A 13,665-nucleotide genomic window follows, 5' to 3' on the forward strand; every position below is an offset into this window, starting at 1 on the left:
CTGCCCCGACACGACAACGCCCCGTCCGAAGACAGGGCGCTGCGCGAAGGTCGCGGCAATGACCGGCGAGGTCAAGGCGCGTCGGCCAGTTCCGACTCCGTGGACAGGTGCAACTCGCCATCCTCCACCGTGACGTGCACCACCCCACCGTGTTCGGACAACTCGCCGAACAGGATCAGCTCCGCCAGGGGCTTCTTGAGCTTCTCCTGGATCAACCTCGCCATGGGCCTTGCGCCCATGCTGGGGTCGTAGCCCTTCTCGGCCAGCAAGTCGCGGGCGGCCATGTCCACATCCAGTTGGACCCGCTTCTCGTCGAGCTGCGCCTGCAGCTCCACCAGGAACTTGTCCACCACGCTGCGCACCACCGAGGTGGGCAGGGAGTGGAACTGGATGATGCCGTCCAGGCGGTTGCGGAACTCCGGCGAGAAGGTCTTGCGGATCACCTCCATGGCATCGGTGGAGTGATCCTGCGTCTGGAAGCCGATGGAGCGACGCGCCTGCTGCTCGGCCCCGGCATTCGAGGTCATGACCAGAATCACGTGGCGGAAGTCCGCCTCGCGGCCGTTGTTGTCGGTCAGGCGGCCGTGGTCCATCACCTGCAGCAGCAGGTTGAAGACCTCCGGGTGCGCCTTCTCGATCTCGTCGAGCAGCAATACGCAGTGCGGTTGCTTGGTGATCGCCTCGGTCAGCAGGCCGCCCTGGTCGTAGCCGACGTAGCCCGGAGGCGCACCGATCAGCCGCGACACGGTGTGGCGCTCCATGTACTCGGACATGTCGAAGCGCACCAGCTCGATGCCCATGATCCGCGCCAGCTGGCGGGCCACCTCGGTCTTGCCCACCCCGGTGGGACCGGCGAACAGGAAGCTGCCCACCGGCTTGTCGGGTGACTTCAGACCGGCCCGCGACAGCTTGATGGCGGCGGAGAGGCTGTCGATCGCCTCGTCCTGGCCGAACACCAGCATCTTGAGGTCGCGATCGAGATTCTCGAGCAGCTTGCGATCGGAGCTGGAGACGCTCTTCGGCGGAATCCGCGCGATCGAGGCCACCACCGCCTCGACCTGATCGACGTCGATGGTGTCGACCCGCACCTCCGGCGGCAGCAGGCGCTGGTGGGCGCCGGCCTCGTCGATCACGTCGATGGCCTTGTCGGGCAGGTGACGGTCGTTGATGTAGCGGTCCGCCAGGCGTGCCGCGCTCTCCAGCGCCGCGTCGGTATACTTTAGACGGTGGTGCTCCTCGAAGCGCGAGCGCAGGCCCTTGAGAATGCGGATGGTGTCGTCCACCGAGGGCGCCATGACATCGACCTTCTGGAAGCGGCGCGCCAGCGCACGGTCCTTCTCGAAGATGCCACGGAACTCCTGAAAGGTGGTCGAGCCGATGCAGCGCAGCTCGCCCGAGGAGAGCAACGGCTTGAGCAGGTTGGAGGCGTCCATCACCCCGCCGGAGGCCGCCCCGGCGCCGATCACGGTATGGATCTCGTCGATGAAGAGGATCGCGTTGGGCTGCTTCTTGAGCTCCGCCAGCAGGCTCTTCAGGCGCTTCTCGAAGTCGCCACGGTACTTGGTACCGGCCAGCAGCGCGCCCATGTCGAGGGAGTAGACCACGGCGTCACCGATGACCTCGGGAACGTCCTCCTCGACGATGCGCTTGGCCAGCCCCTCGGCGATGGCGGTCTTGCCCACGCCGGCCTCGCCCACCAGCAGCGGGTTGTTCTTGCGCCGCCGGGCGAGGATCTGGATGACCCGCTCGAGTTCGTGCTCACGGCCGATCAGCGGATCGATCTTGCCCATCCGCGCCTGCTCGTTGAGGTTGGTGGCATAGCCGGTCAGCGGATTGGCGCTGGTCTCGCCGCCGCCCTCCTCGGCTTCCTCGGCATCGCTGGGCGACGAAGAGGGGTTCTGGCCGTGGCCGGCCACCTTGGAAATGCCATGGGCGATGTAGTTCACCGCATCGACCCGGGCCACGTTCTGCTGCTTCAGGAAGTAGACCGCCTGGCTCTCCTGCTCGGAGAAGATGGCCACCAGCACGTTGGCCCCGGTGACCTCGCTCTTGCCGGAAGACTGCACGTGAAAGACGGCACGCTGCAGCACACGCTGGAAGCCCAGCGTCGGCTGGGTCTCGCGGTCGCTCTGATCCTCGGGGATCAGAGGGGTGGTGGAATTGATGAAGTCCTGCAGGTCGGACCGCAACTTGTCGAGGTTGGCCCCACAGGCTCTCAGCACGTCTGCCGCTGATGCATTGTCGAGCAGTGCCAGCAGCAGGTGCTCCACGGTCATGAACTCGTGGCGCTTGGAACGGGCCACGGTAAACGCCGTGTTCAGGGTCAGTTCAAGTTCTTTGCTCAGCATGGCAGTCCCCTTCTCGCCGCTTAGGGCTTGCATCGGATCTTTCGTGGTCCGGCACCTTCAACATCGGGCACAAACGCTGCCGTTGCAAGTCTCATCACTCAACGACTGCCATTCCTACCCCGTCTCGAGCAGACCGGGAGTCAGTCCGCTGCCTCGATGTCGCAGAGCAGCGGGTGCTGACACTCTCTTGCATATTGATTGACCTGGTGGCTTTTGGTTTCCGCGATGTCACGAGTGAAGATACCGCAGGTGGCCTTGCCCTGGGTGTGCACCGTGAGCATGACCTGCACGGCGGTCTCGCTGTCCATGTGGAAGAAGCTCTGCAATACCTCCACCACGAACTCCATGGGGGTGTAGTCGTCGTTGTGCAAGATCACCTTGTACATCGGCGGGCGGGCCACCTCGGGATCGGCCGGCTGGACCGCCAGGTCACCATCGTCTTCCTGCTCGGGTTGCGGAGGCCGCGTCATGCCTGCCGCGACACCGCCTGACTCCCACAGGTCCGGGTCTTCTGTCTTGAACATAAAAGCCACACACCATCTCGACAAGCCGGCCATCTCGAGTCTCAGGTTAGACGACGAAGGGCCGGCAGGGTTCAGGTTGTTACGCAAAAGGCCCCCGTCCGCCTGGCGAACGGGGGCCCCGTCGGGTCCGGCGAGTCGCTTACATGTTGTCGGCGACGGCCTGACCGAACTCGGAGCACTTGAGCAGCTTGGCATCCTCCATCAGGCGATGGAAGTCGTAGGTGACCTCGCCCTTGGAGATCGCCTTCTCCATGCCCTTGAGCACCAGGTCGGCGGCCTCGACCCAACCCATGTGGCGCAGCATCATCTCGGCGGAGAGGATCAGCGAGCCGGGGTTGACCTTGTCCTGGCCGGCGTACTTCGGCGCGGTGCCGTGGGTCGCCTCGAACATGGCCACTGCGTCGGCCAGGTTGGCGCCCGGCGCGATGCCGATGCCGCCCACTTCCGCCGCCAGCGCGTCGGAGAGGTAGTCACCGTTCAGGTTCAGCGTGGCGATGACGTCGTACTCGGCCGGGCGCAGCAGGATCTGCTGCAGCATGGCGTCGGCGATGACATCCTTGACCACGATGGTCTTGCCGCTCTTGGGGCTCTTGAACTGCATCCACGGACCGCCGTCGAGCAGCTCGGCACCGAACTCCTCCTTGGCGAGCTCGTAGCCCCAGTCCTTGAAGGAACCCTCGGTGAACTTCATGATGTTGCCCTTGTGCACCAGGGTCACCGACTCGCGGTCGTTGTCCACGGCGTACTGCAGGGCCTGGCGCACCAGGCGCTTGGTGCCTTCCACGGAGACCGGCTTGACGCCGATGCCGCAGTTCTCGGGGAAGCGGATGTTGGTGACGCCCATCTCCTCGCGCAGGAACTTGATCACCTTGTCGGCTTCGGCGCTGCCCGCCTTCCATTCGATACCGGCGTAGATGTCCTCGGAGTTCTCGCGGAAGATCACCATGTCGACGTCGGCGGGCTTCTTGACCGGGCTCGGCACGCCCTCGAACCAGCGCACCGGACGCAGGCAGGTGTAGAGGTCGAGCTTCTGGCGCAGGGCCACGTTCAGTGAGCGGATGCCGCCACCCACGGGGGTCGTCAGCGGCCCCTTGATGGAGACGACGTAGTCCTTGACGGCTTCGAGAGTCTCTTCGGGCAGCCAGGTGTCGGGGTCGTAGACCTGAGTGGCCTTCTCGCCGGCGTAGACTTCCATCCAGTGAATCTTGCGCTGGCCGCTGTAGGCCGTGTGCACGGCGGCATCGATGGCGATCTTCATCGCCGGCGTCACATCGACGCCGATGCCATCACCCTCGATGAACGGGATGATCGGATTGTTCGGCACGTTCAGGGTGTTGTCGGCGTTGACGGTAATCTTCTCGCCGCCTTCAGGGACGACAATTTTCTGGAACCCCATTGAGAACTCCCCTGTCTGGTCTGTTCAGTGGAGCGCGGAGTATAGCATTCCCCCCGACTCTCGGAGTAGGCTTGCCTCCATAATTTGTCGACAATCTATGGTAGCAAGACCTTCGTCGCATGAGCGCCATCTACCTGTTGCACAAGCCTTACCGCATGCTCTCCCAGTTCACCGATCGTGCTGGCACGGGCGAGACACCGCGGGCGACCCTGGCGGACGTCATCGACGTGCCGGGCGTCTACGCGGCCGGACGGCTGGACTATGATTCAGAGGGATTGCTGCTGCTGACCGACGACGGTGCGCTGATCCAGCGCATCAGCGACCCGCGCCACAAGCAGCCCAAGACCTATCGCGTCCAGGTGGAGGGCGACCCCGACGAGGCGGCGCTGGCCGCCCTGCGCCGGGGCGTCGAGCTCAGGGATGGCGTGACCCGGCCGGCCAGGGTCCGGCGCCTGGCGACGAGCGGCCTGGCGGAACGCGCGCCACCGGTGGATGCGAAGCGACACCCGGTCACGAGCTGGCTGGAGCTGACCATCAGCGAGGGGCGCAATCGCCAGGTGCGGCGCATGACCGCCCACGTCGGCCACCCCACCCTGCGCCTGGTGCGCGTGGCCATTGGCCCCTGGCGCCTGGACGGCCTGGCCCCGGGGGAGTGGCGCAGGGAGACCCTGCACGCCCCGCGCAATACACCCAGGCGCCCGCCGCGCCGTCAAGGAGGTCATCGATGAGCCGCTGGCACCCGCATGTTACCGTGGCCACCGTCGTAGAGCGCGCCGGCCGCTTCCTGATGGTGGAGGAGGCGCCGAGAGGCAGCCAGACCACCCTGTTCAACCAGCCCGCCGGCCACCTGGAGCCCGGCGAGCGCATCAAGGAGGCCGCCCTGCGCGAAGTGCGCGAGGAGACCGCCTGGCAGGTGGGCATCACCGATTACCTGGGGCTCTACGTCTACCAGGCGCCCGGCGGCGAGACCTTCCACAGCCACGCCTTCTTCGGCATGGCCCTGGCCCACCTGGGCAACCCCCTCGACCCGGGCATCGTTGCCGTCCACTGGCTGACCCTCGAGGAGGTCGAGGCGCTGGAGCGCGAGGGCCGCATGCGCAGCCCGATGGTACTCAAGCGCATTCGCGATGCCCTGGCGGGGTACTCGTATCCCATGGAGGTCATCCACGAGCGCTGAGGAAACCTGGCACGAACGTCTGCGCCAGCGAATCGCTGCGCTGCGCGGTGCTGGTGCGCCAGCCCGGTCAGAATCCTCACCTATGACGCCTATGCCGCGGTTCTTGCGCTCCGTGCGCCTTGTGCTACATCTCGCTCGTCGGTTTGTGCCAAGGCTCCTTATTCTCTGATCAGCAGGCGGTAGAGTGCCGGGATCACCAGCAGCGTCAACAGCGTGGAGGCGACCAGGCCGGAGATGATGGCCCAGGCCATCGGCGGCCACAGCGTCGACTGGGTCAGGGTCAGCGGCACCAGGCCGGCCACGGTGGTGGCCGTGGTCAGCAGCACCGGCCGCGTGCGCCGGGCCACCGCGGTGACGACCGCCTCGGCCACGCCGAAGCCCTGGCGGCGGTTGGCGTTCATCAGGTCGATCAGCACGATGGCGTTGTTGACCACGATGCCGACCAGCGCCACCACGCCCAGGATCGCGGTGAAGCCGAACGGCTGCCCGGTCAGCCACAGGCCCGGTACCACGCCGATGATCGACAGCGGCACGGTGGTCAGGACGATCGCCAGCTGGCGGAAGGAGTTGAACTGCGCCAGCAGGAAGATCACCAGCAGCAGGCCGCCGAACGGCAGGGTCTGGAACAGCGCGGTGTTGGCATCGCCGGCGGACTCGGCCGCCCCGCCCACGGCATAGCTGACCCCCGCCGGCAGCTCGAGCGCATCCAGGCGCGGCAGGATCTCGCCGAGCACCCCATCGTAGGTCCAGCCGTCGGCCACCTCGGCCAGCACCGCCGTCATGCGGCGCAGCCCGCGATGCTGGATCACCGCCGGACGCCAGGCCGTCGCCAACGAGGCGATCTCGCCGAGCGGCACCGAGCGCCCATCGGCGGCGGCGAGGCGCAGCCCCTCCAGCCCCTCGACGGAGAAACGCTCGCCCTCGGGCGCCCGCACCAGCAGCGGTGCCGGGTCGCGCCCGGCGCGCCAGGTGCTGACCTCGACCCCCCGGCTGGCAGCGGCCAGGGCCAGGGCCACGTCGCGCCGCGAGAGCCCGTACTCGGCGGCGCGGGCGTCGTCGGTCTCGACCCGCAGCGTGGCCAACCCCTCGCCCAGGCGATGGCGCGCATCGCGCGCGCCCTCGGCCTCGCGCACCACGCTGAGGATGCGCGCGGCGGCCTCGGCCAGCGCCACGCGGTCCTCGCCGAAAACGCGGATCTCCACCGGTGCCTCCAGCGGCGGCCCCTGGCCCAGGCGCCGGGCCACCACCTCGGCCTCGGGCAGCCAGTCGGGTGCCACCCCCCGCACCCAGGCCATCAGGCCGGCCAGGTCGTCGGCCGACTCGGCCTCGACCACCAGCCGCGCCAGGTGCGGCTGGCGCGGCTGCTCGACCAGGTTGTAGTAGAAGCGCGGCCCGCTGAAGCCGACGAAGCGATGCACCGCCCGCACCGCCGGACGTTCGGCCAGCTCCGTGGCCAGCACCTCGGCCTGGTGCGCGGTGGTGTCGAGGTGTGTCCCTTCGGGAAAATTGAGATCGACCACCAGCTGGTTGCGGTCGGTATCGGGAAAGAAGTTCTGGTCGAGCAGCGGCATCATCGCCAGCGCCCCCGCCAGCAGCAGCCCGGCGCCGGCCAATACCCAGGCCGGCCAGCGCACGGCGATCCTGCCGGCGCGCTCGCCCCATGCCTGCAGCCGCTCCCGCCGCGTACCCTGCCGCGGCTTCAGGAGCCCCGCGGCAAACACCGGCGTGACGAACACGGCATAGACGTAGCTCACCGCCAGCGTCAGCATCACCATGATCGGAATGGCGCGGGTGAAGTCGGCCGTGTTGCCGCTCGAGAGCAGCAACGGGACGAAGGCGGCCAGGGTGGTGCCGGTGGCGGCCAGCAGCGGCGTGGCGAGTTCGCGCACCGAACGGGTCACGGCCTGGGCCGCCGAGCGCCCCTGGTCGCGGTGCCACTGGATGTTCTCGACCATGACGATGGCGTTGTCCACCAGCATGCCCAGGGCGATCACCATGCCGGCCACGGCGATCTGGTGCAGCACGCCGCCCCCCATGGCGTAGAGGGCCAGCGAGGAGAAGGTCACCAGCGGCACGACCACCATCACGGCGAGCCCCAGCCGCAGCCCCATGGACAGGAACAGCAGCACGCCGAGAATGCCGATGCCCATCAGCAGCGAGACGCCGAGCTCCGTCAAGCGCCGCTCGACCCAGCGCGGCTGGTAGAAGGTCTCCTCGATCGCCAAGGGCGCGTAGGCCGGACGCAGCTCCTCCACCAGCGCGCGCAGGCGCGCCCCGAAGCGGGCGGCGTTGACCCGGTCGTTGGCGAGCACCAGGCCCAGCGCCACTGCCGGCCGGCCGTCGTGCCACAGCCGCGCGGTAGCAGGCTCCTGGGGCGCGAGGTGCACGTCGGCGAGCTCGCCGAGCGGCAGCTGGTCGCCCTGTGCGGTGCGGATCGGCGTATCGGCCAGCTCCTCCAGCGAAGCGAACTCGCTGCGCGGGTCGAGCACCAGCGAGCGTCCGCCGATCGACAGGCTGCCGCCAGGCGACGTCAGGTTGCGAGCGGCGAGCTGGTCGCCCAGGGCGCGGGCGTCTAGCCCGGTCAGCTCGGCCTGGGCATCGTCCCAGCCGATCACGACCTGCTGGCCCGGGTCGGCCAGCAGGTCGACGCGGGCGATCTCCTTGAGACGAAACAGGTCCCGGCGCAGCCGCTTGGCCGCCTCGCGCAGCTCGAGCAGGTCGTCGGAGCCGGTCACCGCCAGCACGATGCCGTGGGCATCCGAGTCACGGTCGCTGATCTCGGCCTCGCCCACGCCATCCGGAAATTCACGGCTGGCCCGGTCGACGGCGATGCGCACCCGCTCCCAGGCGGCATCGGTGTCGTAGACATGCTCGTGCATCTCGAGCGTGACGTGAGCCACGCCCAGGCGCGAGGTCCCGATGATGTCGCTGACCTCCTCGATCTGGGCCAGTTCCTCCTCCAGCGGGTTGAGGACCAGCCGTTCGACCTGCTCCGGTTCCGCGCCGGGATAGGGCACCAGCACCTGGCCGAAGCGATAGGGAAAGAAGGGATCCTCCTGCCGGTCCATCGCCGCCCAGGCCGCCAGGCCGAGCAGGGCCAGCAGCAGCGTGACGGTGAGTATGAGGCGCTTGTAGCGCAGCGAGGCGAGCAGCCAGCTCATGGCAGCACCCGGACCCGGTCGGCGTCTTCCAGGCGCCCCTGCCCGGCCGTCACCACCCTGTCACCCGGCGACAGGGCGTCGGTGCGCACCGCCACCCAGCCGTCGGCCAGGCGTCCCGGTGTCACGTCGACATGACGCACCCTGTCGCCATCGTCCACTGCCAGGACGCGTGGCGCATGACCGCCGGGATCGACCACCGCCGCCAGCGGCACCTGCATGTGCGGCGAGGCGGCGAGCGCAAGCTGCACCTGCAGCGACTCCCCCAGCGCCGGGGCCGGCTCGGCCTCGATGGCGACGATGACGGGCGCCATGGCGCCATCCGCGCGGCCCACGTGTGCCACCCGGCCCGTCAGACGCTGCGCTTGCGATGGCGAGGTCAAGGTTGCCTCCTGGCCCGGCTCCAACCGCGCGGCGAGGGCTCCCGGCACGCGGATCTCGACCTCGCGCCCGGCCACGCCGGCCAGCTTCAGGATGGCTTGGCCGGCGGCGACGAAGTCGCCGGGCTCGGCCTCGAGATCGGTTACCTCTGCCGCGAAGGGCGCGCGCAGGGTCAGCTCGTCGAGCTGGGCCCGGGCCTCGTCGCGCTGCGCCAGGGCCTGTTCGCGGGCCTGGGCCGTGGCCTCGCGCTCCGCGCGCAGGCGGTCCAGCTCCTCCGCGGCGCTGAGGTTGCGCTCACGCAGCGCCCGCGCCCGCTCCACGTCCCGCCCCAGCCGGCTCAGGCTGGCATCGAGCTCGCGCACGCGGGCCTCGGCGGCCGCCAGTGTTGGCGCCATGGCCGGATTGTGCAGCGTGGCCAGGGCCTCGCCCTGCTCGACCCGCTGCCCGCGCGTCACGTGCCTCTGCTGCAGCACACCGCCGTGCAGGAAGGCGGGCGACGCGCGTTCGCTGGCCCGCACGGTGCCGGGGAAGCGGTACCTCACCGCGTCCTGGGACAATCGCACCTCGGCCACCCGAACCCCGGGCAGCGGCGCCTCACCCCGCGCGACCTGGGCCGGCGCCGCATCGCAGCCCGCCAGCAGTGACGCGGCCAGCGCCAGCGGGGCCGCCAGGCCCCCTCTCACCCTCCACATCGTTCTCCCCCTCTTGTAAACTGGCCGACCGGTCAGTTATCGATCCAAAAAAACTCAGCCCCGCGGCGTCACCCCCTCCATGAAGATCTTGAGGAAATCCTCCAGGAAGGCTGCATCACTGCCTATGCCCGGCCAGTGCTGGTGATGGCACTTGGCCTCGAACCACTGGGTGCAGGTCATCACGAACATGGCGATCACGTGGGTCGGGTTGACGTCGCTGCGCAGCAGGCCGCGCTTCTGGGCCTGGCGCACCCACTCGGCCCCCGCCCCCACCAGCTGGTTGTCGAGCTCGCCGCAATGGTTGTCCCCCTCCAGGTGGGTCCAGGCGAAAAGCCGCACCACCCCGGGGTTGTCGCGCAGGAAATGGAAGTAGGCTTCCACCGAGCTGCGCAGTAGAGCGGCATCCGGCTCGCCGGCCTCCTCAAGCATCGCCATCTGGGCCGTGAAGTAGCGCTCGAAGGCACGGTTCTTGACCGCCTCCCAGAGCTGCTCCTTGCTGCCGAAATGATGGTGGATCAAGCTCTTGGTGACCTCGGCCGAACGCGCCAGCGCGCTGAGCTTGACCGCGGAGAAGCCCTGCTCGACGAACAAGGTTTCCGCCGCGTCGAGGATGCGCGCGCGGGTCAGTTCGGGATCACGGGTCTGGATTTTCTGAGTCATGCGATGAAGATAGTACTAACTGGCCGACCGGTCAATTGCTTCGTGGCAGCCCGGCCACCCCGGGCAGATGAAGCGCCCGGGCAAGATGAGGTATAATCCCCGCCCATTTGCGAGCCACTCAACCCGAGAGCGCCCATGACCGCCACCTCAGGCAAGGTGATCGTCGGCATGTCCGGCGGCGTCGACTCCTCCGTTTCCGCCCTGCTGCTGCTGGAGCAGGGTTACCAGGTCGAAGGCCTGTTCATGAAGAACTGGGACGAGGACGACGGTACCGAGTACTGCACCGCCAAGGCCGACCTGGCGGATGCCCAGGCCGTGTGCGACAAGCTCGGCATCAAGCTGCACAGTGCCAACTTCGCCGCCGAGTACTGGGACAACGTGTTCGAGCACTTCCTCGCCGAGTACCGGGCCGGGCGGACCCCGAACCCCGACATCCTGTGCAACCGCGAGATCAAGTTCAAGGTGTTCCTCGAGTATGCCGAGATGCTCGGCGCCGAGAAGATCGCCACCGGCCACTACGTGCGCGGCGGCGTGCGCCACGGCCGCCCGCGGCTGCTCAAGGGGCACGACGCCAACAAGGACCAGAGCTACTTCCTGCACGCCGTGCCGGAGGCCGCCATCGCCCGCACGCTGTTCCCGGTGGGTGAACTGGAGAAGCCCGCGGTGCGCGCCATCGCCGAACGCCACGGCCTGGCCACCGCGCGCAAGAAGGACTCCACCGGCATCTGCTTCATCGGCGAGCGCCGCTTCCGCGACTTCCTGCAGCAGTACCTGCCGGCCCAGCCAGGCGTGATCGAGACGCCCGAAGGCGAGGTCATCGGCGAGCACATGGGTCTGATGTACTACACCCTGGGCCAGCGCCAGGGGCTCGGCATCGGCGGGCTGCCCGACCACCCCGAGGCGCCGTGGTACGTGGCGGGCAAGGACCTCGAGCGCAACGTGCTGATCGCCGTGCAGGGCAAGCACCATGCGCTGCTCTACACCGACTCGCTGGCCACCGAGCCGATGGACTGGGTGGCCGGCGAGCCGCCCGCGGCCGAGGGCCGCTACACCGCCAAGACCCGCTACCGCCAGGGCGACGTGCCCTGCCACATGCGCACGCGCGCTGATGGCGGCGTCGAGGTTCATTTCCTTGATCCCCAGCGCGCCGTCACCCCGGGCCAGTCGCTGGTGCTCTACGACGGCGAGATCTGCCTCGGCGGCGGCGTGATACGCGAGACCTGGAACGCTCCGGAGGTCGGCGCATGACGACCACGCCCATCCATCGCGCCCCCGATTCCGCCACGGCGCGCCAGGCCCTGGCGCTGGCCGGGGTGTTCCAGGCCGCCAGCCTGGTCGACGAACTGGCCCGCACCGGCCAGGTCGACACTCGCCCCTGGGAAACGTTGATCCAGGCCACCCTGGACACCGACCCGGAGAGCTTCGAGGCGATCTACGGCGGCCACCCCAACAACCTGCGCCGCGGTCTCGAGGTGCTCGAGGCGGTGGTGGGGCGCAAGCAGGCCAACCCGGCGGTGCTGCGCTACGGTTTCTCGCTGCTGCTGCTGATGAACAAGCTGCGCAACGACAATGCCATGATGAGCTCGCTCGGTCGCCACCTGGGCCGCATCCAGGGCCAGGCCGAACACTTCGGCGCCACCCACGAGAACGTCATCGCCAGCCTCGGCGAGGCCTACCAGGAGACGCTCTCGACGCTGAAGACCCGCATCGTGGTCCAGGGCGATCCCTCGCTGCTGCAGAGCCGCATGATGCCCGAGCGGGTGCGTGCCATCCTGCTCGGCGGCATTCGCTTCGCCCTGCTCTGGCACCAGCAGGGCGGCCGCCGCTGGAAACTGGTGTTCCAGCGCAGCGCCCTGAGAAAGGCCCTCGACCAGTTGGGCTGAACCCTTTTCCCTACCCTCTCACGCACCGGATACCGACATGCAAGCCGCTTCCCTGCCCCTCACCGCCCTGACCGCCCTCTCCCCCGTCGACGGCCGCTACGGCAACAAGGCCGAGAGCCTGCGCGAACACTTCAGCGAGTTCGGCCTGATCCGCGCCCGCGTGATCGTCGAGATCCGCTGGCTGCAGCGCCTCGCCGAGCAGGGCGGCATCGTCGAGGTGCCGCCGCTCTCCGCCGAGGCCACCGCCTTTCTCGAGGCGATGATCCGCGACTTCTCGCTGACCGACGCCGAGCGCATCAAGGAGATCGAGCGCACCACCAACCACGACGTCAAGGCGGTGGAGTACTTCCTCAAGGAGAAGATCGCCGGGCAGCCCGAGCTGCACGCAATCACCGAATTCGTGCACTTCGCCTGCACCAGCGAGGACATCAACAACCTCTCCTACGGGGTAATGCTGTCCGACGGCCTCGCGACCCTGCTGCCGGTGATGCATCGGGTCGCCGACGAGGTGGCGCGTCTGGCCCACGAGCATGCCGCCCTGCCGATGCTCTCGCGCACCCACGGCCAGACGGCGAGCCCCACCACGCTGGGCAAGGAGATGGCCAACGTCGCCTACCGCCTGCGCCGCCAGCTCGCCCAGATCGAGCGCGTGGAGATCCTCGGCAAGATCAACGGCGCGGTGGGCAACTACAACGCCCACCTGGCCACCTACCCCGAGGTCGACTGGGAGGCCAACGCACGCACCTTCGTCGAGGGCCTGGGGCTGACCTTCAACCCCTACACCACGCAGATCGAACCCCACGACTACATCGCCGAGCTGTTCGACGCCATCTGCCGCTTCAACACCGTGCTGGTCGACTTCGACCGCGACGTCTGGGGCTACATCTCGCTGGGCTACTTCAAGCAGAAGACCGTCGAGGGCGAGATCGGCTCCTCGACCATGCCGCACAAGGTCAACCCCATCGATTTCGAGAACTCCGAGGGCAACCTGGGGCTGGCCAACGCCGTGCTCGGCCACCTCTCGCAGAAGCTGCCGATCTCGCGCTGGCAACGCGACCTGACCGACTCCACCGTGCTGCGCAACCTCGGCGTCGGCCTGGCCTACGGCCTGATCGCCTACGAAGCGGCGCTCAAGGGCATCGCCAAGCTCGAGGCCAACCCGGCGCGCCTGGCCGAGGACCTCGATGCCAGCTGGGAGGTGCTCGCCGAGCCGATCCAGACGGTGATGCGGCGCTACGGCATCGAGAAGCCCTACGAGAAGCTCAAGGAGCTGACTCGCGGCAAGCGCATCGACCAGGCCGGCTTTGCCGCCTTCATCGATTCGCTCGAACTGCCGGCCAGCGTGAAGGACGAGCTCAAGGCGCTGACACCGGCCACCTACATCGGCAACGCCGAGGCCCAGGCCCGCCGGCTCTGAGTGCAACGCGCAACAAGTCGCAGGAGGCA

Annotated in this window: 11 protein-coding genes; 5 read left to right on the forward strand and 6 right to left on the reverse strand. The window is 68.2% G+C overall.

Translation table 11 applies throughout. The features are described 5' to 3' along the window. Positions 1-71: 71 nt before the first annotated feature. The 3 genes from clpA to icd all read right to left on the reverse strand — a co-directional run bounded on the left by clpA (position 72) and on the right by icd (position 4,268). Entirely contained in the window at positions 72-2,348 is a 2,277-nt protein-coding gene (gene clpA / locus DIS04_RS04660) for an ATP-dependent Clp protease ATP-binding subunit ClpA (RefSeq protein ID WP_111412782.1), read from the reverse strand. 140 nt (positions 2,349-2,488) lie between these two features. Continuing rightward, a complete protein-coding gene (gene clpS / locus DIS04_RS04665) occupies positions 2,489-2,872 on the reverse strand; it encodes an ATP-dependent Clp protease adapter ClpS (RefSeq protein ID WP_111412783.1) in 384 nt (127 codons plus the stop codon). A 139-nt stretch (positions 2,873-3,011) separates the two neighbouring features. Continuing rightward, positions 3,012-4,268, reverse strand: a complete 1,257-nt coding sequence (icd, locus tag DIS04_RS04670) for an NADP-dependent isocitrate dehydrogenase (protein ID WP_111412517.1) — start codon at positions 4,266-4,268, stop codon at positions 3,012-3,014. Between the two features lie 119 nt (positions 4,269-4,387). Between icd and DIS04_RS04675 the strand changes: the two genes are divergently transcribed. Further along, positions 4,388-4,996: a pseudouridine synthase gene (locus DIS04_RS04675; protein WP_111412518.1), complete on the forward strand. Its 609-nt coding sequence runs from the start codon at positions 4,388-4,390 to the stop codon at positions 4,994-4,996. Further along, positions 4,993-5,445 carry an NUDIX domain-containing protein gene (locus DIS04_RS04680; RefSeq protein ID WP_111412519.1) on the forward strand — a complete coding sequence of 151 codons (453 nt, stop codon included), beginning with the start codon at positions 4,993-4,995 and terminating at the stop codon, positions 5,443-5,445. The genes DIS04_RS04675 and DIS04_RS04680 overlap by 4 nt, the downstream gene beginning before the upstream one ends. Before the next feature lie 158 nt (positions 5,446-5,603). Here DIS04_RS04680 and DIS04_RS04685 read toward each other — a convergent pair whose 3' ends face one another. Genes DIS04_RS04685 through DIS04_RS04695 form a run of 3 tightly spaced genes read right to left on the reverse strand, consistent with a single transcriptional unit; the run spans position 5,604 to position 10,336 of the window. Continuing rightward, entirely contained in the window at positions 5,604-8,606 is a 3,003-nt protein-coding gene (locus DIS04_RS04685) for an efflux RND transporter permease subunit (protein WP_111412520.1), read from the reverse strand. Next, a complete protein-coding gene (locus tag DIS04_RS04690; protein WP_111412521.1) occupies positions 8,603-9,676 on the reverse strand; it encodes an efflux RND transporter periplasmic adaptor subunit in 1,074 nt (357 codons plus the stop codon). The genes DIS04_RS04685 and DIS04_RS04690 overlap by 4 nt, the downstream gene beginning before the upstream one ends. Positions 9,677-9,730: 54 nt before the next feature. Continuing rightward, positions 9,731-10,336 carry a TetR/AcrR family transcriptional regulator gene (locus DIS04_RS04695; RefSeq protein ID WP_111412522.1) on the reverse strand — a complete coding sequence of 202 codons (606 nt, stop codon included), beginning with the start codon at positions 10,334-10,336 and terminating at the stop codon, positions 9,731-9,733. Positions 10,337-10,471: 135 nt separating this feature from the next. Here DIS04_RS04695 and mnmA point away from each other — a divergent pair, with 135 nt between their 5' ends. Genes mnmA through purB form a run of 3 tightly spaced genes read left to right on the forward strand, consistent with a single transcriptional unit; the run spans position 10,472 to position 13,636 of the window. Next, entirely contained in the window at positions 10,472-11,584 is a 1,113-nt protein-coding gene (gene mnmA, locus DIS04_RS04700; RefSeq protein ID WP_111412523.1) for a tRNA 2-thiouridine(34) synthase MnmA, read from the forward strand. Beyond that, positions 11,581-12,219: a high frequency lysogenization protein HflD gene (gene hflD / locus DIS04_RS04705; protein WP_111412524.1), complete on the forward strand. Its 639-nt coding sequence runs from the start codon at positions 11,581-11,583 to the stop codon at positions 12,217-12,219. The genes mnmA and hflD overlap by 4 nt, the downstream gene beginning before the upstream one ends. 52 nt (positions 12,220-12,271) lie before the next feature. Then, positions 12,272-13,636, forward strand: coding sequence for an adenylosuccinate lyase (purB, locus tag DIS04_RS04710; RefSeq protein ID WP_111412784.1), 1,365 nt, complete (start codon positions 12,272-12,274; stop codon positions 13,634-13,636). Positions 13,637-13,665: the final 29 nt, after the last annotated feature.

It is taken from the genome of Billgrantia lactosivorans, from assembly GCF_003254665.1.
Classification (GTDB): domain Bacteria; phylum Pseudomonadota; class Gammaproteobacteria; order Pseudomonadales; family Halomonadaceae; genus Halomonas; species Halomonas lactosivorans.